Origin of the sequence: Thalassospira profundimaris WP0211 (genome assembly GCF_000300275.1) — a bacterium.
Taxonomy (GTDB): domain Bacteria; phylum Pseudomonadota; class Alphaproteobacteria; order Rhodospirillales; family Thalassospiraceae; genus Thalassospira; species Thalassospira profundimaris.
The window spans coordinates 132,128-152,788 of sequence record NZ_AMRN01000007.1; the positions used below are offsets into that span (position 1 = coordinate 132,128).

Genomic DNA, 20,661 nt, shown 5'->3' on the forward strand with positions numbered 1-20,661 from the left:
GCATATCTTCCCCGACAACAGTTTTTGACCGTCGCCATATTATTGTTATGAGGTAATCAGGCGGCTGCCTGATCCAGTTTGATTTCGTTTTCGATCAACGGTTCGTAGAACGACCGGATTTGATTTTTGACTTCGGCTGGGTCATCCAACACATTGACAATGCGACGAAATTCCGTCGCATTTCTCAGGCTGTTGCAATACCACGCCAGATGCTTGCGGGCGATGCGCACACCCTGACGGCCATGATGATCAATCATCGCATCATAGTGACGCAGGATGGTCTGGAGCTGAATTTCAAGTGTTGGCGCCGGAAGCTTTTTCCCCGTCGCAAGATAGTGCGACACCTGTGCAAGGAACCATGGACGCCCCTGCGCCCCACGTCCGATCATGACCCCGTCTGCACCGGACCGCTCCAAAAGTTCCTTGGCATCTTCTTCGCTGTTTACATCACCGTTGCCAAGTACCGGGATCGACACCGCGTCTTTGACCAGTGCAATCGCATCCCAGTCGGCATCACCCTTGTAGAACTGGCAGCGCGTGCGCCCATGAATGGTCAGCATCGCAATCCCCAGATCCTCTGCAATGCGGGCAAGCTTGGGGGCATTGCGGTTATCATCATCCCAGCCAAGACGCATTTTCAACGTCACCGGAACCGACACCGCATCCACCGTCGCCTTGATAATATCGGCAGCCAGCTTTTCATCACGCATGAGTGCCGAGCCGGCATAGCCCTTGGTCACCTTTTTGGCCGGGCACCCCATATTGATATCGATGATCATGGCCCCGCGGGCTTCGTTCATCTTGGCCGCTTCGGCCATTTCTTCGGGTTCGGTGCCTGCAAGCTGAACCGAAAGCGGGCTTTCAGCAGCACAATCACCATGCATTTTACGGACTTCTTTTTCATGCCGCTGGATGCGGGTCATGGCATCCGACGCAATCATTTCGGACACAACAAGATGTCCGCCAAACTGGCGGACCTGTTGCCGAAACGGAAGGTCAGTCACACCTGACATCGGTGCCAGCACAACATTCTCTGGCACATGTACAGAACTGATCTGCAATGACATGAAGGAATTCCAATTGCCTAAAACTTGGGCAGATTAATAAAACTGGCCACGACATGCAACAACTCTCAGCCTGTTGTTGCAATTATCGTTGTTTCAAACCTGAAAACTCTAGGAAAATCCGACGAAAGTTCAACATTGTCGGGACTAACCATCCGATCAGGAATGCCTGCCCATGCCCCAATAATGACTAGCAATTATGCATACATCAAAAGGATGATCGTAAAAATTGAGCAAGCCACAATCTGGCAGGGCTATCTGGTCGCCCTGTTTTGGGGCTAGCCGATAATATAGCCGGTTACCAACCGAACGCCCGGAAACGCCAAAGTCAGAAGCAACCAGGCGCCAAGAACAAAGCGTACAGCCATGCGCCCGCGCAAGGTGGAGCGTTCATGGATAAAGATCAGCACACAAATGGTCGCAAAACCCAGCAAGGTCAGCAGCATCTTGTGGTCGATTTCCCACAGGCTCTGGCCTTCAACATACCGAAGCGCAAAGCCTGAAATGATTCCGATGATCAGGATCCAGGCCGACCATTTCAAAAACCCGACCAACATGTATTCACTGTCGCGCAGCGGCGGCAGACGTCGGCTCCAGCGGGTCGGCTTGCGTTTTTTCAGGGCGTATTCTTGAACGACATAAGCCATCGCGGCAATCGCTGCCAAAGTCACAAGCGCATAGGTGATCAGGGAGCTACCGATATGCGCCCAAAGCCAACCGGAATAAAGTGCCGGCCCATCCACGGTTTCGGCAACGTTGTTACCAAATACCCGGAAGACCGCCGCCAAAACCGCGAAAAGAAGCAGATAGCCGCCGATATACCCGGCCAATCGCCAGACCTGATGCGGGCCTTTGCAAATTACCAGCCCACCAAAAATCAGGATTACGGTTAGTTCCGACCAATGCAGGGCCGCGGCAAATCCACGCGACTGAACTTCCTCACCGGTAACCCCCAGCAACACCATCGTGCCGACAGCCGCCAGACAAATGGATGCATAAAGCCAGATATCGCGCTGTGGTTCAGGGCGCATGATCTGTCCGGTCAGGGGCAACAGGGCAAGGATATGGATATATGCTGCAAGCATCTTGAAACCCGTTTCAGTCTCCGGGATCAATCGCGACCCCGATATTGCATTTGCCGACTTGGCAAAACCTCCGCAGAAAGATAGCCTGCGGCGCACTCACGACAAGCCATGGCTTTATGTTTATGACCCAAAAAACAGGCGTTGTCATCGTCGCTGCCGGCAGCGGTAGCAGATTTGGCGACCCGATACCAAAACAATATCACATGCTTGGCGGCAAAAGCATTCTTGCACATTGCATCGAATGCTTTGCACGACATGCCGATCCCGACCTTATTCAGGTGGTCTATAATCCAGCCCATCAGGACTGGTATGAAAGCGCAACTGCGACCTTGAATGCAACCGGGTCGCTCCCCGCGCCGGTGCCAGGTGGTGACACCCGGCAGCAATCGGTTCTGAACGGATTGCGCGCCCTTGAGGCCAAGGGTCCGGATATCGTTCTGATCCACGACGCAGCACGCCCGGGGATATCCGATGATGTGATTGATCGGGTTATGACAGCACTTCAGACCCATCCGGGGGCGATACCCACCCTGCCCGTGGCGGATACCATCAAGCAGACAGATCGGGATGGCGTCATCACCAAAACGATTGCACGCGAAACCCTGCAACGTGCCCAGACCCCACAGGGGTTTGATTTCAAAACGATTCTCGATGCGCATCAGAAATTCGAAGGCCAGGAATTCACCGACGATGCAGCCTTGCTTGAGGCCACCGGGCTTGATGTGATCTGCGTTGCCGGCACCACCAACAATGACAAGATCACCCATCGCGATGATTTTGGCCGGGCACAAAGCTGGGCAAATACGACAGACAAGGAAACAGCGCACATGTCGCAAGAAGAATATCGGGCTGGCACCGGATTTGATGTTCACCGCTTCGCACCGGGGGATCATTGCATCCTTTGCGGGGTAAAAGTCCCGCACAGCGCGCGCCTTGAAGGCCATTCCGATGCCGATGTCGGCCTGCACACCCTGACCGATGCCATTTTGGGTGCGATTGGCGCAGGTGACATTGGCCAACACTTCCCGCCAAGCGACATGCAATGGAAAGGTGCAGCGTCTGACATCTTCCTCAGACACGCGGCAGACCTTGTGCGCAAGCGTGGCGGGCGGATTGTAAATGTCGATGTGACGCTCATCTGTGAACGTCCGAAAATCGGGCCACACACCCCGGCAATGTGCCAGAAAGTCTCGGAAATTCTTGGGATTGATGTGGACCGCGTCAACGTCAAGGCCACCACGACCGAACGACTTGGCTTTACCGGGCGCGAAGAAGGCATTGCCGCACAGGCGGCCGTCAGTGTTGCCCTTCCGATCAACTGATCAACCGCGAAGACCAACAAACAAAGGGCAGGATCAAAATCCTGCCCTTTTGCATTTAAAGGATATATGCGCTCAACGGCAGCTTAGGACGCGGCCTTGTCGCCTTCTTCTGGCAACTGGTGTTTCATCAGCACCGGCACCTGCGCCATGCCAAACACCATGGTGATCGGCATAATGCCCCATACCTTGAAGGCCACCCAGGTATCGGTGGAGAAATTGCGCCAGACGATTTCATTGACCACGGCCAAGAACACAAAGAAGAATGCCCAACGCCAGGTCAGAATGCGCCAACCTTCATCGGTTGCCTTGAACGCGCTTTCCAGAACCAGCTTCAGGAACAGTTTTCTTGCTGCCAGTCCGCCAAACAGGATGCTGGCAAACAGCAAGTTCACAATGGTCGGCTTGATCTTGATGAACAATTCGTCATCGAGATACAGCGTCAGACCACCAAACACGATGACAAACACCCCACCGATCAGCGGCATCACCGGGATGGTTCGCGCCAGCGCATATGACGTCGCGAGTGCGACGACGGTGGCGGCGACAAACACTGCCGTTGCTGTCATCAGGTTGGTCGTTGCATTCACCGCAAAAAACAGGACCAACGGCCCCATTTCGAGGGCCATTTTGGTAAGCTGGTTCATTAACTCGTATCATCCCATGGAATAAATTTGCGCCATCCTAGGGGGCATGCCCGCCATATGCAATCACATCAGCCGTGATCCGGATCCCAATTGGGTTTGCAGCCATGAAACATAATCGTGATTGCCACGCCCCAACGGGAGTTCAAGAATACAGGGGACCTCATAAGGGTGGTGATCTTCGACCCATTGCGCCAATTCAAGCGCCTTTGTTTTTGATGTTTTAAGGATAACCACCACCTCGGTTTCTTCCTCGACATCGCCATCCCATTCATAGATCGCCGTCATATGAGGCAAGACATTGGCACAGGCCGCCAGTTTTTCGCGAATAGCACCACCCGCAATCACACGCGCCATATCCATGTCCGGCACCGTAACATACAGAAATGACATCTCACTTGGTTGGAACTCTTCTGGCGTCATTGCGATTGCTCCATGGTTGATAATCCGTCACACTGATCAGGGTCAGGACCTAACATCCGATGTTTGTATCACCAATCATATCATAACGGTGCGAGGAGTACCGATGACGGGGAAAAAACATTCGAAACCGACCGATGTGCAGCTTGAATGGCTGCGCCGTGGTCTTAGCCAGCCCGGTGGCAAATTGCCGCTTTTTGACGGCAATGGCAAACAGATCAGCGAAAAAACGGTTCGAAGCTGTATTGATCATGGCTGGGCGGCACCGTGGTTTGACAACCCTGTCAAGCCCGATTGGCTGATCTGCAAGCTGACTGATGAAGGGCGTCGGGTCGCCAGCGCAGGCAGTTAACGCACGCTCCCCCTAAGCTTGGCCTGCAAATGCCGTAAAATCCTGACCGATCTGATCCGATCCCGATGATTGCGGGTATCAGACTCATCTTGCTGACGGCAACAGATGGGTAAAGATCATGCCGATATTGCTGCGAAACATGTTCCGGGTGGTTACTGTTCTGGGGGCATTACTGAGCCTTCCGCAGGCGGCTGCCGCATCCGACGAAGCATGGCAGATCTGGCAGTCTGACGGTGTTCATGCCTTGATGCGCCATGCCATTGCGCCGGGCACCGGCGATCCGGCGAACTTCACCCTGGGCGATTGCACGACACAGCGTAATCTGGACGACACCGGCCGCCAACAAGCACGTCAAACCGGTGATCGCATCCGCGAGATGGGGATTGAACTAACCTCAATCCTGACAAGCCAGTGGTGTCGCTGCGTTGATACCGCGCAGTTGCTTGATCTTGGTCCGGTGACCGAGGAGCCAGCACTGAATTCCTTTTTCCGCAATCGCAGCACAGAAGCGGCACAGACCGCCGAAATCAAAGCAAAGCTTGCCAGCCTTTCCGGTGATGAAAAGCTGTTACTGGTGACCCATCAGGTGAACATCACCGCCCTGACCGACATTTTCCCGCGGTCGGGTGAAATCATTCTGTTCAGGATGGCGGATAACGGCACGGACATAGACGTACTTGCGCGTCTGATGCCGTAGCATACCGAGATGCGATTTTTCGCAATAATATCAAAGGGGAGATAATTGGTCGGAGCGAGAGGATTCGAACCTCCGACCCCCTGCACCCCATGCAGGTGCGCTACCAGGCTGCGCCACGCTCCGACCGTAGAGTTGCGCCGTTTGGCGCGGCTCGATAAATAGCGGCGCCACGCCAAAGACGCAAATGGTTTTTATGGATTTTTTTTAACGTCCTGCAGGCCTGTGCGCAGGATCGCCTGAAGTTCTTCGAGTTCGCCCAAAACAGCTTTCAGCGCTGTTTTGTCCGGACCGGAGACACTGGTCATTCCAGACATAGTGGAACCAGGCGCCATATCCGATGCGCCTGTTTCTGTGTCCTGGCCGGTTACAGCGATTTCCGATGGCAACTTGCCCTTGTTCTGATCAAGGAGCTTTTGCACCCCCTTGATCGTAAAGCCCTGGTCGTGCAGCAGCGTGCGAATATGGGCAAGGAAATCAATGTCTTCTGGACGATAATAACGTCTGCCCCCTGCCCGTTTCATCGGCTGGATCTGGGGAAACTTGGATTCCCAGAACCGCAGGACGTGCTGCTGAAGACCAAGCTCCTTTGCAGCCTCGCTAATTGTGCGAAAAGCAGAGTCAGACTTTGCTGTCCGGCGGGAAGTTCCCGCCGCAGCCCCCAAGTTCGTTTTCATGACTTCTTTTTCTTAAGCGTTAATTCGGGCTTTCAGGACCTGTGAAGGCCGGAAGACAAGCACCTTACGCGGAAGGATCGGTACTTCTTCACCCGTTTTCGGGTTTCGTCCGATACGCTGACCTTTCTGACGAACAGAGAAACTTCCGAAAGAGGAAATTTTTACAACTTCGTCCTTGATCAGTGCCGATGAAATTTCATCGAGAACAGTTTCAAGCAGCTGGGCGGATTCATTCCGCGACAGACCAACTTCCTGATAAACGGCTTCCGCGAGATCCGCACGGGTAATCGTTGTTTCCGACATGACAGGCCGCCTCCTAATTACGGGACTTAATTTACAAGGCTATATCTGGTAGCGAAATCACTCAATATCAACAGGATACAATGCTTTTTGACGGAATGTTGTGAAAATTAAGAATTTCACGTGAATTTGTGTCATTCCGTACAAATGGTCCGGCTTTACCAACGCATTAACGATGCGCCCCAAGTAAAACCGCCGCCCATGGCTTCGAGCACGACAATATCACCGCGTTTGACACGTCCATCATGGACCGCCTCGGCCAGTGCCAATGGGATTGACGCCGCAGACGTGTTGGCGTGACGATCAACCGTCACAACCACCTTATCCTTGGAAATACCAAACTTGCGCGCCGTACTATCGAGAATGCGCTGGTTGGCCTGATGCGGCACCAGCCAGTCAATATCGCCCGGCTCAAGGCCGGTATCGGCCAGAACTTCGCGGATAACACTGGCAAGGTTTGTCACAGCGTGGCGGAACACTTCCTGACCTTCCATGCGCAAATGCCCGACGGTCTGGGTCGCGGACGGTCCACCATCGACATAAAGAAGCTCATACTTGCTGCCGTCAGAATGCAGACGGTTGGCAAGAATACCAACGTCTTCGATCGTGCCCTGGCCTTCAACGGCCTGCACGACGACAGCCCCCGCACCATCGCCAAACAGCACGCAAGTCCGGCGATCTTCCCAATCAAGGATCCGCGAAAAAGTCTCCGCCCCGATAACAAGCGCGGTTTTGGCCTGACCGTTACGGATATACATATCCGCCGTCGTCAGCGCATAGATAAAGCCAGAACAAACAGCCTGCACATCAAAGGCGAACCCTTTGACCCCAAGGCGATTTTGCACCTTTGTGGCTGTGGCCGGGAATGTGTTGTCCGGGGTCGCGGTCGCAACAATGATCAGATCGATGTCATCACATGTGACACCGGCATGTTCCATCGCGCTTTTGGCAGCAGCAAAGGCAAGATCACTGGTGGTTTCACCTTCGGCCGCGATGTGGCGCTGACGAATGCCCGTACGGGCAACAATCCATTCATCTGACGTGTCAACGCGCTTGGCCAGATCATCATTGGTTACAACGTTTGCAGGCAAATATGAACCGCAACCAATAATGCGAGAACGAGTTGTCATGATTTGGGGACCGCCGGTTTTCTGTTTTTCTGGTGGGTTAATCAGTTGGCTTGACCAACAGGAACGGCAACGTCTTCTTGCTCCGCATTTTCAAGGCCGCTCATGGCCTCTTCAAATAGTGCAAGCTCGTGCTTGATGCTGTCATTGAGGTTGTTAACGATCAGATCGTGGCAAACCCCGATGGCGTTGGAAAAACCAAGCGCGTCGGTGCCGCCATGGCTTTTGACCGCAATGCCATTCAGGCCAAGCAACATGGCCCCGTTGTAACGGCGCGGATCCATGCGATCACGGAAACGCTGAAGCGAACGACGGGCAAGAAGATAACCGATCTTGGCAAAGAACGAACTTTTGAACGTCTCGCGCAGGAAATGCACCAGCAGACGCGCAGTACCTTCTGCGGTTTTAAGCGCGACGTTGCCGGTAAACCCATCAGTCACGATCACATCGACCGTACCCTTGGCCAGGTCATCCCCTTCAACAAAGCCCTCAAAACGGATCGGCAGATCAATGTCGCGCAAAATCGCTGCGGCTTTCTTGACCGACTCATTCCCCTTGAGTTCTTCGATACCAACGTTGAGCAAACCGACAGACGGTTTTTCAAGACCAAACAGGATCCGTGTGAACACTTCCCCCATCAGGGCAAACTGCACAAGGTTGTGTTCGTCACATTCGATGTTTGCGCCAAGGTCAAGCATCACCGTCTCGCCGCGCTGTGTCGGCATATAGGTGGCGATTGCCGGGCGATCGATGCCGCGGACAGTTTTCAAAACGAACTTGGCCATTGCCATCAGCGCACCGGTATTCCCGGCAGACACGACACCCTGTGCGTCGCCCTCTTTAACGGCGTTGATGGCAAGACGCATGCTGGAATCACGGCGCTGGCGAAGCGCGACGGAAGGTTTGTCTTCCATCATGACTTCCTGCGAAGCGTGGCGGATGTCGCTGACAGCTTCCAGTGATGGATATTTGGCCAAAAGCGGTTTGAGTTTCGCTTCATCACCAAACATCAGAAACTTGAGATGGGGCAAACGCTTGAGCGCAATTTCGGCACCAGCCAAAACCATCTCAGGCGCGTGGTCTCCTCCCATCGCGTCAAGTGATATGCAAACCTGTTCAGGCAACGTATTCTCTTATGGTTGTTCTAAAATCTCTGAACCGGGTATCCGGCAGGCAAGCCAATAGGCAAAGCTTGTCATCAATGGGCCGGAACGCCCGTAATTACCGGAATTCTCCACCAGATACAAGGTAAAGCACATTCCGGCTGCCCACACCATAACAGTGTGAACACGATCATAGTGCAGTCAAAATGTGAAATGCCGGTAAATACCGGCATATTCAACAAGCCTAATCATCAGACGTTCCCGCCCGGATGACCACTATTTTTTCTTTTCAAGCTGTTCTTTAAGGCCTGCAAGCTGCGCAAACGGGTTGGGTTTGTCGGCGTCGGCCTCTTCTTCGGTCTGGATCGAGTCCGGCAGCTCCGCATCATCCTTGCGCGGATACGGGTCCATCGCAACGGCAAGGAACTGTGCAACAACCTCGCCCAGATCAATCATGCCATCGACAAGCGGCTCGGGCTGTTCAAGCAGCGCCATCAATTCGGCTTCCGAAAGATTTTCAAGATCGTCCGGGTTTGACGGCATGTCTTCTTCGGAAACATGCGGCGAGAAAAGAACTTCAACCGTATCTTCAACGGTTTCCGGCACGGGCTCGAGTGTTGCGACACAGCGCTGAACGATTTCGGCACTCATCGGGCCACGCACGGTAACTTCGCCGTTTGACGCGGTTTTAACTTCGAGCTCGGCGCGCAAGCTATCAATTGAAACCAGCTCGAACCGTTTGGCCAGTTCGGCACGTTCCTTTTCATTGGCTTCAATAACAAGTTTCTCTTTGCCACTGACCATTTCATCGGTTTTGACAATACGGGAAAACTCGGGGGTAAAATTATCAGGCATCAGGTCGTTCTTTCTCGTGCGAGTCAGATACAGCAACAGCCGGGACATCGGGAAAATGAACCGCGCCGTTCTGCATTTGCAAAATGGTTTGATTTTCAAGGCTGGTCAGCGCGTCGTGGATATAGCCGACCATCGCCATAAGTTGTTCATTGCTGACATTACAATCAGCGTAAAGATTACGGTCCAGTGCGGCGGCAAGCTCGGCTGCGCCAGACTGAACACCTTCTTCATAGGCAACAATGCGCCCATGGTAGGATTCAGACATCTTGCGGATCCGTTTCAGGATACCGACATCGCCGATCCCCATTTCACGCATGTTCTGATCAAGATCAGAAAACATCACATCAAAGATGCGCTGTGCAAGATCACGGTCACCATCATCGGCCTTCAGACGGCGAAACAGGATGAATGCATGAACGAGAATAAGGTCAAAGCGCCCTTCCATCTTATCGGGAACGCCAAGCTTTGCGTAGAAGTCCGGTTGGCGCGCCTGGGTTACCATTGCCGTGTAAAGCTCGAACGCAGCAGTTTGCTTGCGGTCTTTTTTCTTAAGCCATCCAAACAACAGTAACACTCCTTCGTTGACATTCCTGTCGTGGCACGCAGAATGCCGTAAATCTCATTGGGGTATGTCTGCCCCATGCATTGCCCGGCAATATCATGCGCCTCGCGCAGAAACTCAAGGCAATTCCGGTTTCGCTTCAAGAAGAGGGTCGCTCAGGTGAGCTTCATGGATAACAAAACTACCCGCATTCCCCTGATCATGCTGGCAGGGCTGGCTATTGCCTTTGTCGCTGCCTGCAGCCCCAGAATTGCGACCCGCGGCCACGCGCCGGACCCAGAACAGCTTGAACAGATCTCTGTCGGAGAATCGACCAAGGGTGATGTCACCAATATTCTGGGATCGCCATCATCGGTTGCCGCCTTTGACGAGAATGTCTGGCTTTATATTTCCAGTGTGACCGAGACCGTCGCATTCTTCGAACCCGAAACCGTCCAGCAGAAAGTCATTCTGATCAGCTTCGATGCGGCCAACCGCGTGGAAATCCTGAGTGAATATGACCTCGAAGACGGCAAGCCGGTTATCCCGACGGACCGCGTCACACCGACTGCCGGTCGTGAAATCACGATCCTGCAACAGCTCTTCGGCAACCTCGGCCGCTTCAGCGAGCAGAAATAAGCCGCCTGAGCCGATCAAGAGATCTGTCGTTATTTAAAATGGTCGAACCCGCCATCTGCGAGTTCGGCCATTTTTCCATCCGTCCCGATCAGTGATACAACACCAACCTCATCCGTCACCCCACCGATGACGGTGAAAGTATCGCCCAAGGCAGCAACATCGTCGGGTGCGCCCGCAATCAGAAGTTCGTAATCATCACCGCCCGCAAGAATGCGCGACCACTGGTCTTCGTCACCATCCAACACCGCGCGCGCCGCCTTGGATAGCGGAACAGCATCGCGGTTGATCACAAGACCGACACCCGAAGCAGAGCAAATTTTGCGACAATCGCCTGCAAGCCCGTCGGAAATATCCATGGCAGCCAGGCGTCGTTTCGATGCGATACAGGCCGCACTTTCCGTCATTCGCGGCTGCGGCAACCAATAACGGTCTTTCAGAAACGCGGCCAAATCCGGTGCAAGATCGGGAAATTCGCCGTTCAGTAGCGCCAGCCCCAAGGCCGCATCGCCCAACGTTCCGGTGACTGCCAAAACATCGCCCGGCTTTGCCAGATCACGTCGCAGGGCCCTGCCCGTTGGAACATAGCCAAATGCCGTCAGACTGAAGAATGTCGGACCCGGGGTTGCAACCGTATCCCCGCCCCAAAGCGAAACATCATAAGCCGCACAGTCTTCGCCAAACCCCATGGCAAATCGCGCCACCCAGTCATCAGGAAGATCGCGATTATAACCTGAACTCAAGACGACACCGCCCGGTCGGGCACCCATGGCCGCCAAGTCCGACAGGTTCACGCGCAGAACTTTCTTTGCGATCAGTTCGGGTTCATCAATGCTTCGGAAATGGACATCTGCCACCAGCGCATCGGTTGTGACAACAACCTCGTGCCCGGCTGGAGGAGAAAATACGGCCGCATCATCCTTCAAAGACAATGCGGCCGGATCACTTTGCGCAATGGGCGCAAAATGGCGCGCGATCAGTTCAAATTCGCCGGACCGCGCTGCCATATCAATTCTGTCCGGCTTCACCGGGACGCAAGGTTTTCCCAATGCGGTCCAGCACGGCATTGACCAGCTTCGGTTCGTTCTCGTCAAAGAACGAATGTGCTGCGTCGACATATTCCGTGATGACAACCCGCATCGGCACGTCTTCACGTGCGATCAGTTCATACGTGCCCGCACGCAAAATGCTGCGCAGAACCGTCTCAAGACGCTGCGTGGTCCAGCCCTTTTCAAGCGCACCATTGATCAGCGCATCAAGATCGACCATGCGCGCGGCAACACCCTGAACCAGATCGGCGAAAAAGCCGCGATCCGGATCGATCAGGTCTTCGTTTGGCACATCAAGATCGCGACCACCCGCACCATCAAGGCGGAAGTCGGAATATTCGCGCACGATATCAGCGGCAGGCAGCTGCGAAAGCTCTGCCTGATAAAGCGCCTGAATAGCGGCAAAACGCGCCGCGCTGCGCCGTTGTGCGGCTGATGCCTTTGATTTCTCGGTCATTACTTGTGATGTATTCCAAAGTGGTTTTGAACTTCAATCTGACGCAGAACAGCTTTGGCAGCCTCGCCGCCCTTGTTCTTTTCGTCAGCCTTGGCCCGTGCAAGTGCCTGCGCCTCGTTCTCGACAGTCAGGATGCCATTGCCGATTGCCAGGTTGTAGTCAAGGCAAAGCTGCATCAGCGCACGATTGGCTTCTTCGCAAATGTGATCGTAATGCGTGGTTTCGCCACGGATAACACACCCCAGCGCAAGATAACCGTCATAGCGCGGACCGGTGGCCAGTTCTTCCATCGACTGCACAGCATAACGGATGGTAATCGGCACTTCAAACGCACCCGCGACCGAAATACGGTCCCATGTCGCGCCACCAGCTTGCAGCGTCGAAGCGGCCCCTTTGACAAGGTCTTCGACGATATGCGTGTAATACGGCGCATCCACAATCAGAATGTGGGGGGCGTTGCTCATGATTTTATTCCTCCGAGACGACAAGCGGACGCTGATCAACCAGATTTAGACCGAAGCCGTCAAGTCCTACAATGTGGCGTTTGGTATTTGAAAGCAGAATCATGTCGCGAATGCCAAGATCATGCAAGATTTGCGCACCGACACCATAGTCGCGCAAATCACCATCACCGTTTTCATTCGCCAGTTCCTGACGCAGGGCATCGCCATCACCGCCATTCATCTCGATCAGTTTGGCAATCGAAGCAGAAAGCGTGTTCGGGCGCGGTTCACGGATCAGGACAACCACACCACGCCCCTCCTCGCCGATCTGGCGCATGGCGGCCGAAAGTTGGCCCTGATGGCCCGTTTGGGTATCGCCCAAAACATCTTCTATCACATTTAGGGCATGCACACGGGTCAGAACCGGCGCATCATCAGAAATATCGCCTTTAACCAGCGCAATATGTTCGGCATAGGTGACATTGTTGACATAAAGATGCATGTCAAACTCGCCGCCATTCACACTTTTGATCTTGGTGGTGGCTTTGCGCTGAACGACTTTTTCATGTTTGCGGCGATAGCGGATCAGATCGGCGATCTGTGCGATCTTGAGATTGTGTTTCTTGGCAAACTCGACCAGTTCAGGCAAACGCGCCATTTCACCCGAATCACTCATGATTTCACAAATGACACCCGACGGGTTCAGGCCCGCAAGGCGTGCGATATCAACAGAGGCCTCTGTGTGACCGGCCCGCACCAAAACCCCACCCGGACGGGCGCGGAGCGGGAATACATGGCCCGGTGTCACGATGTCGTGGCGACCGGCATTGGGATCGATCGCAACGGCCACAGTCCGCGCACGGTCAGGTGCGGAAATACCCGTGGTAACACCAGTCTTGGCTTCGATCGATACGGTAAAGGCTGTTTCATGGCGCGTGCCGTTATGCGCACTCATCATGGTCAGGCCAAGCTCGTCGCACCGCTCAGATTCAAGCGTCAGACAGATCAGGCCGCGACCATGCGTTGCCATGAAATTGATGGCATCGGGCGTTGCCATCTGGGCCGGAATAACCAGATCGCCCTCGTTTTCGCGGTCCTCGTCATCGACAAGAATGAACATCCGGCCATTGCGGGCCTCTTCGATGACGTCTTCGATTGGCGAAAGATAATTATGCGGCATTGTTGATCAATCCTTGCCCAGCATGCGCGCGACGTAGCGTGCCAGCATATCAATTTCAAAGTTGATCCGGTCGCCCGGTTGCTTTGAACCCAATGTGGTTTCGTTTTGGGTATGCGGTATCAGATTGATACCAAATGTGTTTCCGTCAACCTCGTTGACGGTCAATGACACACCTTCAAGTGTCACCGATCCCTTGGATGCTATATATTTTGCAAAGGCTTCGGGCACTTCGAATGTCAGGCGCAAAGAGTCGCCTTCAGGTACGCGTTTGGTCAGCGTTGCGACCCCGTCGACATGTCCGGATACGATGTGGCCACCCAACTCATCCCCGACACGCGTCGCCTGCTCGAGATTGACCTTGGAACCGACAACAAGGTCACCCAGCGTCGTCCGCGACAGGCTCTCTGCCGATGCCTCGATGGCAAACCAGTCACCCCCGGTTTCGATCACGGTCATGCAGGCACCATTACACGCGATTGATGCCCCCAGAACGATCTTTGAGGTATCAAATGATGTGGTGAACTCAAACCGGGTGTCGCCGGTTTTCTTGATTGCACGCACGGTTGCGATATCGGTGATGATGCCAGTGAACATTCATTTATTCCGTTATTTTATCGTAGGTTACCGCAATATCTGCACCCACTTCACGAACTGAAGTACGTTTGAAATGCGGTGCGTCGGCAAGCTGATTTAAACCAAGATCTGCAATCATTGCCTTGCCGTCACCACCGATCACCGATGGCGCGACGAAATGAATGATACGATCGACAACACCCGCCCTGATCAAACCGGCGGCAAGATTTCCGCCACTTTCAACAAGGACACGCGTCAGACCTTCATCTGCCAGCTTACGCAGGACATCATGTAGGTCCAAATGATCGCCTGCGCATCCGGCAGAAATCACTTTTACCGCAGTTTTTTCAAATTTTTCCGATAGTTCGGCGAAATTCTTGTCGGCTGTCACCAGCCATGTCGGCACGTCGTCGGCCGTCTGGACAAGCCTGGCAGCAAACGGCACGTCACCTGCGCGGTCCAGAATGACACGCACCGGCGACTGGTGATCGCGCCCGGAAAGGCGACAGGTCAAACTTGGATCATCGGCGATGACCGTCTTGGCACCGACCAGAATGGCGTCATGATTCGCGCGCAGCATGTGACCGGCTTCGCGTGCGCAAGCACCCGTAATCCACTGGCTTTCGCCACTGGCCGTCGCAGATCGCGCATCAAGGGTCGATGCCAGTTTAAGAGTGACAAACGGACGGGAACGCTCGGCCTTGCACAGAAACCCTTCATTCACACGGCGGGCCTCATCGGCATAAAGCCCGACATCAACCTGAATGCCGGCATCACCCAGCATTTTGTGCCCCCTGCCCGACACGCGCGGATCCGGATCGGTCAGCGCGCTGACAACGCGCGACACCCCGGCTTCAATCAGGCCGGTTGCACAGGGCGGCGTTTTGCCAACATGGCTGCACGGTTCAAGGGTGACATAGGCAGTTGCACCACGGGCCAAGGGACCGGCCATATCAAGGGCAACACGTTCGGCATGCGGGCGGCCACCGGGTTGTGTGTGACCACGACCAACGATGGTGCCATCAGAAGAAACAAGGACACAGCCAACCGACGGGTTCGGCCAGACATTTCCCAAACCGCGTTTTGACAGGCTCAATGCGACCTGCATGAAATGCCGGTCGTCTTCGCTAAACGCGGGGGCTGTCATTACTCTGCGTCCGCCTCTTCTTCCCCATCATGCATTTTTTCGACGAATTGTTCGAAATCGCGGGCTTCACGGAAATTCTTGTACACCGAAGCGTAGCGTACATAAGCCACCTGATCGAGGGCATTCAGCGCCTCCATCACCATTTCGCCAATGGTATCGGTGGAAATATCGCTTTCGCCACTGCTTTCAAGACGACGCTGAATGCCATTAAGGGCCTTTTCAACACGCTCGTCTTCAATCGGGCGTTTGCGACACGCAAGAAAGATCGACCGCGCCAGTTTGTCGCGGTCGAACAATTCGCGTTGCCCGTCTGTCTTCACAACCATCAATTCACGCAACTGGACACGTTCAAATGTCGTGAAGCGTGAACCACAGGCAGGACAGAACCGGCGACGGCGAATGGCATGATGCTCTTCGGTCGGACGGGAGTCCTTAACCTGGGTATCGGTATGTCCGCAAAACGGGCAACGCATATTTTTATCTAAGCCTCAAATCGATCAGGAATAGATCGGGAAACGCTTGCAGAGGTCTTCAACCTTCGCACGGACGGCGGCCTCGACTTCGGCATTGCCTTCCGGGTTGTCGACCATGGCATCCAGAACGTCACCGATCAGTTCACCGATCTGCTGGAATTCGGCAACACCGAAACCACGTGTGGTACCAGCCGGCGTACCAAGACGCACACCAGACGTAATGGTCGGCTTTTCGGTGTCAAACGGAATACCGTTTTTGTTGCACGTAATGCCTGCACGTTCCAGTGCGACTTCCGCCGTGTTGCCTTTCAGGCCCTTCGGACGCAAGTCCACCAGCATCAGGTGCGTATCGGTACCGCCAGTCACGATGTCAAAGCCACGTTTGACGAGGACTTCGGCCAGTGCCTTGGCGTTATCAACAACCTGCTGTGCATATGCCTTGAATTCCGGACGCAGGGCTTCGCCAAAGGCAACAGCCTTGGCCGCAATCACATGCATCAGCGGACCACCCTGCAGACCCGGGAAGACGGCGGAATTGATCTTTTTGCCGATCTCGAGGTTGTTTGACAGGATCATGCCGCCACGCGGACCACGAAGGGTTTTATGCGTGGTAGTGGTTACGACATCTGCATAAGGAAGCGGGCTCGGATGAACGCCACCGGCAACCAGGCCTGCAAAGTGCGCCATATCAACCATCAGCAAAGCGCCAACCTTGTCAGCGATTTCGCGGAAACGTTTGAAATCGATCTGACGCGGAATGGCCGAACCACCGGCAATGATCAGCGCCGGTTTGTGTTCAACCGCAAGGGCTTCGACCTGATCGTAATCAAGGGTCAGGTCGTCTTCACGAACACCATACTGAATCGCATTGAACCACTTGCCCGACAGTGCAGGACGCGCGCCGTGCGTCAGGTGGCCACCAGCATCAAGCGACATACCCAGAATGGTATCGCCCGGCTTGCAAAGGGCCAGCATCACCGCACCGTTTGCCTGCGCACCGGAATGGGGCTGAACGTTGATAAACTCGCAGCCGAAGATTTCCTTGGCGCGATCAATTGCCAGCTGTTCGGCAACGTCAACATATTCACAACCACCATAATAACGGCGCGAAGGATAACCTTCGGCGTATTTGTTGGTCAGGACAGTGCCCTGTGCCTCGATAACCGCTTTGGAAACGATGTTTTCCGAAGCAATCATCTCGATCTGGTTCTGCTGACGATCAAGCTCGTCGGTGACAGATTTGTACAGTGCCGGATCAGCTTCGGCCAAGCTGGTGGTGAAAAAGCCTTTGAACGACATGCGGGGGCCTCTTTCGATGCGATGTGACGGGGAGCGATCCCTTAAGGAACCGCCTGCCCGTTCCGGTTGATGCCAGATGGCGAGAAAATCAGACGGAGCAGGACATTTTTGCGACGCGGCCTTCGTGACGACCGCCTTCGAATTCGGTCGACAAGAAGGTATCAACACAATCAAGTGCCGTGGCTTCACCAATCAGGCGGGCACCAAGGCAAAGAACATTTGCGTTGTTATGTTGACGGCAAAGTTCCGTGGAAAGACGGTCATGAACCAGCGCTGCACGGATTTGCGGATAGCGGTTGGCTGCCATGCTCATACCGATGCCAGATCCACAGACGAGAATACCCGCCTCGGCCTTGCCATCGATAAGGGCCTTGGCCACTGCCTGCGCATAATCCGGGTAATCAACCGAAGCCGAACCATCTGTGCCCAGATCAAGCACTTCAATCCCGCGCTTTTTCAAGGTTTCAGCAATGGTTGATTTCAGTTCCACACCACCGTGGTCGGAGGCAATCGCAAGGGTTTTGACGGTCATAGGCGTGCCTTTATTCAAAAGCAAAAGTTAAAATTTGAGCGCCTTGTAGCATATAGCGTCGGGGCTGCCAACGCGCAGCTCATGCAAAACAGCAAGTTTTCCAAACAGAACTGACGCAGTAAAACCGTTATGGTTCAAACGCTCCGTATATTGAACACATATGTCAGCTTTAACGCCGTCAACAAGGTCCATGCAGGTATCAGAATGCCGCCATGGCCGTAAAGTACGATCCAGCCATATAAACAGTATTATTGCGCAATCTGTCTGGTTGTATTTCCTGTGCGATCTGAAATTTAAGAGGGTTTAATCATCGTCACCAAAGCATAAACTTTAATATAGCATCCCTATAAACCAAAACATGCTCTATTAAACAAATAACCTTGTGTTTTTCTGTGGTTTGACTATACCGATTGAATAGTGCATTAAGTTTAATGTGATTTATCAAATGAAGGATTACTTCAATTATGGCTGAAACCGAGAACAGCGTGCTTGATCGCGACGAACTTTTACAGATGACCGTCGACATTGTATCTGCCTATGTCAGCAACAATGCGCTTGCCGCGGCACAGATTCCGGAACTGATTTCGACTGTCTTTGCTTCTCTTGATGATATACACGGTGTTGAAAAAGAACCGGAACAGGAACCGTTGAAACCGGCTGTTCCGATCAAAAAATCTATTGGCGATGATTATATTGTCTGCCTCGAAGACGGCAAAAAGCTGAAAATGCTGAAACGTCACCTGCGCACGACCTATAACCTCACCCCGGAAGAATACCGTGCGAAATGGGGCCTGCCGGCAGATTACCCGATGGTCGCACCGAATTACGCCAAGCAGCGTTCGCAGTTTGCCAAGAAAATCGGTTTGGGTCGCAAGGCGAAATAACGCCTTCCCCAGTCAAATACCGAAAGAAAAAACGCCGCCCTCATTCAGGGCGGCGTTTTTCGTATCCGACTGCAAAAGTCGGGTCAGCCCAGCTCTAGGCCGGACTGACCGTTCGCAGTTGATCACGGATTCTGGATAGCACCGTCGGTGTACTGACCGTCTTTCCAGGTGTAGATCCAGTAACCCGGAGCATCGACGTCGCCTTTGGCGTCAAACGAGATTTCGCCAAGAACGGTGTCGAATTTCTCGGAATGCAGGGCATCTACAACCGGCTCGAAGTCGGTCGAACCAGCTTTGTTGGCAGCCTGTGCCCAAGCCTGGATCGCACCATAGGTGAACAGGGTGTAACCTTCCGGCTTGTAACCGATTTCGTCGAAGTATTTGACGAGGTCGGCGTTGCGCGGATCGGTTTCAATTGCAGGCGATGCGGTGAAGATGGTGCCTTCGCCGGAATCACCGGTAATTGCCCAATATTCAAGGGTGTTGATCGCGTCACCAGACATGACCATGGTGTCCATGCCCTGTGCGCGCATCTGACGAACGATCAGACCGAGTTCGGTGTGGTAACCACCATAATACAGAACTTCGATGCCTTCGGATTTCAGCTTGGTCACCAGAGCCGAGTAGTCTTTCTCAGCCGGGGTGATTGCTTCGTAAAGGGCTTCGGTTACGCCGTTCGCATTGAGGTTTTTCTTGGTTTCGTCAGCCAGACCTTTGGAATAAGCCTGTTTGTCGTGAACGATGGCGATTTTCTTGTCGCCATAGTTTGCAGCCAAGTATTTACCAGCAACTTCACCCTGCTGATCGTCACGACCGCAAACACGGAATACGTTGTCCATGTCACGTTCGGTCAGCTGCGGGTTGGTCGAAGCCGGGGAAATCTGGATGATGCCCTCTTCGAAGTAAACTTCCGAAGCCGGGATCGAGGAACCAGAGCAGAAGTGACCAGCAACAAGTGCAACGTCTTTGCTAACCAACTGGTTGGCAACAGCAACAGCCTGTTTCGGATCGCAAGCGTCATCGCCGATTTCGAGAACGAGCATTTCGCCGTTCACGCCACCAGCTGCGTTGATGTCAGCAACTGCTTTCTCTGCACCCTGGGTCATCTGTTCGCCAAATGCAGCATACGGACCGGTCATCGGACCAACGGTCGCGACAACGATGTCAGCTTTTGCTACACCCATTGAAAGAACAAGCGCGGAAGCAGTGGCAAGAAGGCCGAGCTTGGTTTTCGACATAAGAGAAGTCTCCCTGTTCCAAAGGTTGATTCCATCACCATGACAGAATCATCTTTTTGGATCTGAAACCGGCCCGTGTTTATCGCCGATTACCGGTTTCAGTTCCCTCGCACCATAGCGCTCCGTATTCGGGACGCATGAGTACAAACCAGATGATTGCCCGTTATCGGGCAACCATGCGGGGACGCGTTACGTCCCCGCAAATATCAGCGAACATCAGCACCTTCGCGGGCGCGATACGCAAACGGACCAACCCGTTCATACAGCCACGGATATTGCGACAGCATCTTGTTCACCTGCGTCAGGCGGAAAGCCGCGAAGGTGATAGCAAACAGGATTACCGTATCAAAAATGTAGCCGGAAAGTGAAAGAAGCTCACCTTCAAACAGGGCAAAAACCATGAAGCGGTCAACGCAGCCAAGCAGCAGTGCATAAGGCACTAGCTGCCAGGCCGGACGCCAGGTGTTTGCGATGGCCTGACCGGTCATAAAACCGCAGAACCCCATCAGGATGATGGTCATTCCGATTGTGACACCAATGCTGGTACCCGTAATCGCTTCCATCTCAGA

26 protein-coding genes and 1 tRNA gene are annotated in these 20,661 nt (G+C 53.8%); 5 read left to right on the forward strand and 22 right to left on the reverse strand.

Annotation, left to right across the window (positions count from 1 at the left end; translation table 11 throughout):
- Window positions 1-56: 56 nt before the first annotated feature.
- Together dusB and ccsA are read right to left on the reverse strand one after the other, a co-directional pair.
- Complete coding sequence (gene dusB, locus TH2_RS14000) at window positions 57-1,067, reverse strand: tRNA dihydrouridine synthase DusB (protein ID WP_008891089.1); 1,011 nt, start codon at window positions 1,065-1,067, stop codon at window positions 57-59.
- 275 nt (window positions 1,068-1,342) lie between these two features.
- Window positions 1,343-2,149: a cytochrome c biogenesis protein CcsA gene (ccsA, locus tag TH2_RS14005; RefSeq protein ID WP_008891090.1), complete on the reverse strand. Its 807-nt coding sequence runs from the start codon at window positions 2,147-2,149 to the stop codon at window positions 1,343-1,345.
- Between the two features lie 116 nt (window positions 2,150-2,265).
- On the opposite strand from ccsA, the gene TH2_RS14010 reads away from it, so the two are divergent.
- On the forward strand, window positions 2,266-3,471 hold the full coding sequence (locus TH2_RS14010) for a bifunctional 2-C-methyl-D-erythritol 4-phosphate cytidylyltransferase/2-C-methyl-D-erythritol 2,4-cyclodiphosphate synthase (RefSeq protein WP_008891091.1): 1,206 nt from the start codon (window positions 2,266-2,268) through the stop codon (window positions 3,469-3,471).
- Window positions 3,472-3,554: 83 nt separating this feature from the next.
- Here TH2_RS14010 and TH2_RS14015 read toward each other — a convergent pair whose 3' ends face one another.
- Both TH2_RS14015 and cutA read right to left on the reverse strand, forming a co-directional pair.
- On the reverse strand, window positions 3,555-4,115 hold the full coding sequence (locus tag TH2_RS14015) for a septation protein A (RefSeq protein ID WP_008891092.1): 561 nt from the start codon (window positions 4,113-4,115) through the stop codon (window positions 3,555-3,557).
- Window positions 4,116-4,178: 63 nt separating this feature from the next.
- Window positions 4,179-4,535 carry a divalent-cation tolerance protein CutA gene (gene cutA, locus TH2_RS14020; protein ID WP_008891093.1) on the reverse strand — a complete coding sequence of 119 codons (357 nt, stop codon included), beginning with the start codon at window positions 4,533-4,535 and terminating at the stop codon, window positions 4,179-4,181.
- Window positions 4,536-4,638: 103 nt separating this feature from the next.
- Here cutA and TH2_RS14025 point away from each other — a divergent pair, with 103 nt between their 5' ends.
- On the forward strand, window positions 4,639-4,884 hold the full coding sequence (locus TH2_RS14025; RefSeq protein WP_008891094.1) for a hypothetical protein: 246 nt from the start codon (window positions 4,639-4,641) through the stop codon (window positions 4,882-4,884).
- Between the two features lie 118 nt (window positions 4,885-5,002).
- Window positions 5,003-5,581, forward strand: a complete 579-nt coding sequence (locus tag TH2_RS14030) for a histidine phosphatase family protein (RefSeq protein ID WP_008891095.1) — start codon at window positions 5,003-5,005, stop codon at window positions 5,579-5,581.
- 46 nt (window positions 5,582-5,627) lie between these two features.
- Here TH2_RS14030 and TH2_RS14035 read toward each other — a convergent pair.
- The 7 genes from TH2_RS14035 to TH2_RS14065 all read right to left on the reverse strand — a co-directional run bounded on the left by TH2_RS14035 (window position 5,628) and on the right by TH2_RS14065 (window position 10,205).
- Window positions 5,628-5,704 (reverse strand) — tRNA-Pro (locus TH2_RS14035).
- 68 nt (window positions 5,705-5,772) lie between these two features.
- Window positions 5,773-6,255 (reverse strand): MerR family transcriptional regulator, encoded by a 483-nt coding sequence (locus TH2_RS14040; protein WP_008891096.1) that lies wholly within the window; start codon window positions 6,253-6,255, stop codon window positions 5,773-5,775.
- 12 nt (window positions 6,256-6,267) lie between these two features.
- The gene (locus tag TH2_RS14045) at window positions 6,268-6,558 is read right to left on the reverse strand and encodes an integration host factor subunit alpha (protein ID WP_008891097.1); all 291 of its coding nucleotides are present in this window, start codon (window positions 6,556-6,558) and stop codon (window positions 6,268-6,270) included.
- Between the two features lie 155 nt (window positions 6,559-6,713).
- Window positions 6,714-7,685: a beta-ketoacyl-ACP synthase III gene (locus tag TH2_RS14050; protein WP_008891098.1), complete on the reverse strand. Its 972-nt coding sequence runs from the start codon at window positions 7,683-7,685 to the stop codon at window positions 6,714-6,716.
- A gap of 41 nt (window positions 7,686-7,726) precedes the next feature.
- Window positions 7,727-8,806: a phosphate acyltransferase PlsX gene (gene plsX / locus TH2_RS14055; RefSeq protein ID WP_051007644.1), complete on the reverse strand. Its 1,080-nt coding sequence runs from the start codon at window positions 8,804-8,806 to the stop codon at window positions 7,727-7,729.
- 255 nt (window positions 8,807-9,061) lie between these two features.
- The gene (locus TH2_RS14060) at window positions 9,062-9,640 is read right to left on the reverse strand and encodes a YceD family protein (protein ID WP_008891100.1); all 579 of its coding nucleotides are present in this window, start codon (window positions 9,638-9,640) and stop codon (window positions 9,062-9,064) included.
- The gene (locus tag TH2_RS14065) at window positions 9,633-10,205 is read right to left on the reverse strand and encodes a ubiquinol-cytochrome C chaperone family protein (RefSeq protein ID WP_008891101.1); all 573 of its coding nucleotides are present in this window, start codon (window positions 10,203-10,205) and stop codon (window positions 9,633-9,635) included. The genes TH2_RS14060 and TH2_RS14065 overlap by 8 nt, the downstream gene beginning before the upstream one ends.
- Before the next feature lie 165 nt (window positions 10,206-10,370).
- Between TH2_RS14065 and TH2_RS14070 the strand changes: the two genes are divergently transcribed.
- Entirely contained in the window at window positions 10,371-10,820 is a 450-nt protein-coding gene (locus TH2_RS14070) for an outer membrane protein assembly factor BamE (RefSeq protein WP_008891102.1), read from the forward strand.
- Window positions 10,821-10,849: 29 nt separating this feature from the next.
- Here the strand turns inward: TH2_RS14070 and thiL are convergent, their stop codons facing one another.
- The 9 genes from thiL to rpiB form a co-directional block, all read right to left on the reverse strand.
- Window positions 10,850-11,824 carry a thiamine-phosphate kinase gene (gene thiL, locus TH2_RS14075; RefSeq protein ID WP_008891103.1) on the reverse strand — a complete coding sequence of 325 codons (975 nt, stop codon included), beginning with the start codon at window positions 11,822-11,824 and terminating at the stop codon, window positions 10,850-10,852.
- A 1-nt stretch (window position 11,825) separates the two neighbouring features.
- Window positions 11,826-12,323 (reverse strand): transcription antitermination factor NusB, encoded by a 498-nt coding sequence (nusB, locus tag TH2_RS14080; RefSeq protein WP_008891104.1) that lies wholly within the window; start codon window positions 12,321-12,323, stop codon window positions 11,826-11,828.
- Window positions 12,323-12,787: a 6,7-dimethyl-8-ribityllumazine synthase gene (gene ribH, locus TH2_RS14085; RefSeq protein WP_008891105.1), complete on the reverse strand. Its 465-nt coding sequence runs from the start codon at window positions 12,785-12,787 to the stop codon at window positions 12,323-12,325. Before ribH ends, nusB begins: the two co-directional genes overlap by 1 nt.
- Window positions 12,788-12,791: 4 nt before the next feature.
- Window positions 12,792-13,946 (reverse strand): 3,4-dihydroxy-2-butanone-4-phosphate synthase, encoded by a 1,155-nt coding sequence (gene ribB, locus TH2_RS14090; RefSeq protein WP_008891106.1) that lies wholly within the window; start codon window positions 13,944-13,946, stop codon window positions 12,792-12,794.
- A gap of 6 nt (window positions 13,947-13,952) precedes the next feature.
- Window positions 13,953-14,540, reverse strand: a complete 588-nt coding sequence (locus TH2_RS14095) for a riboflavin synthase (RefSeq protein WP_008891107.1) — start codon at window positions 14,538-14,540, stop codon at window positions 13,953-13,955.
- A 4-nt stretch (window positions 14,541-14,544) separates the two neighbouring features.
- Window positions 14,545-15,666: a bifunctional diaminohydroxyphosphoribosylaminopyrimidine deaminase/5-amino-6-(5-phosphoribosylamino)uracil reductase RibD gene (gene ribD, locus TH2_RS14100; protein ID WP_008891108.1), complete on the reverse strand. Its 1,122-nt coding sequence runs from the start codon at window positions 15,664-15,666 to the stop codon at window positions 14,545-14,547.
- Window positions 15,666-16,139, reverse strand: coding sequence for a transcriptional regulator NrdR (gene nrdR, locus TH2_RS14105; RefSeq protein WP_008891109.1), 474 nt, complete (start codon window positions 16,137-16,139; stop codon window positions 15,666-15,668). Before nrdR ends, ribD begins: the two co-directional genes overlap by 1 nt.
- 24 nt (window positions 16,140-16,163) lie before the next feature.
- Entirely contained in the window at window positions 16,164-17,438 is a 1,275-nt protein-coding gene (gene glyA, locus TH2_RS14110; RefSeq protein WP_008891110.1) for a serine hydroxymethyltransferase, read from the reverse strand.
- An 88-nt stretch (window positions 17,439-17,526) separates the two neighbouring features.
- Entirely contained in the window at window positions 17,527-17,970 is a 444-nt protein-coding gene (gene rpiB, locus TH2_RS14115) for a ribose 5-phosphate isomerase B (protein WP_008891111.1), read from the reverse strand.
- A gap of 464 nt (window positions 17,971-18,434) precedes the next feature.
- Here rpiB and TH2_RS14120 point away from each other — a divergent pair, with 464 nt between their 5' ends.
- Window positions 18,435-18,854, forward strand: coding sequence for a Ros/MucR family transcriptional regulator (locus TH2_RS14120; RefSeq protein ID WP_008891112.1), 420 nt, complete (start codon window positions 18,435-18,437; stop codon window positions 18,852-18,854).
- Between the two features lie 122 nt (window positions 18,855-18,976).
- On the opposite strand, the gene TH2_RS14125 is transcribed toward TH2_RS14120, so the two are convergent.
- Both TH2_RS14125 and TH2_RS14130 read right to left on the reverse strand, forming a co-directional pair.
- The gene (locus tag TH2_RS14125; protein ID WP_008891113.1) at window positions 18,977-20,092 is read right to left on the reverse strand and encodes a branched-chain amino acid ABC transporter substrate-binding protein; all 1,116 of its coding nucleotides are present in this window, start codon (window positions 20,090-20,092) and stop codon (window positions 18,977-18,979) included.
- A 206-nt stretch (window positions 20,093-20,298) separates the two neighbouring features.
- Complete coding sequence (locus TH2_RS14130; protein ID WP_008891114.1) at window positions 20,299-20,655, reverse strand: DUF6867 family protein; 357 nt, start codon at window positions 20,653-20,655, stop codon at window positions 20,299-20,301.
- Window positions 20,656-20,661 lie beyond the last annotated feature (6 nt).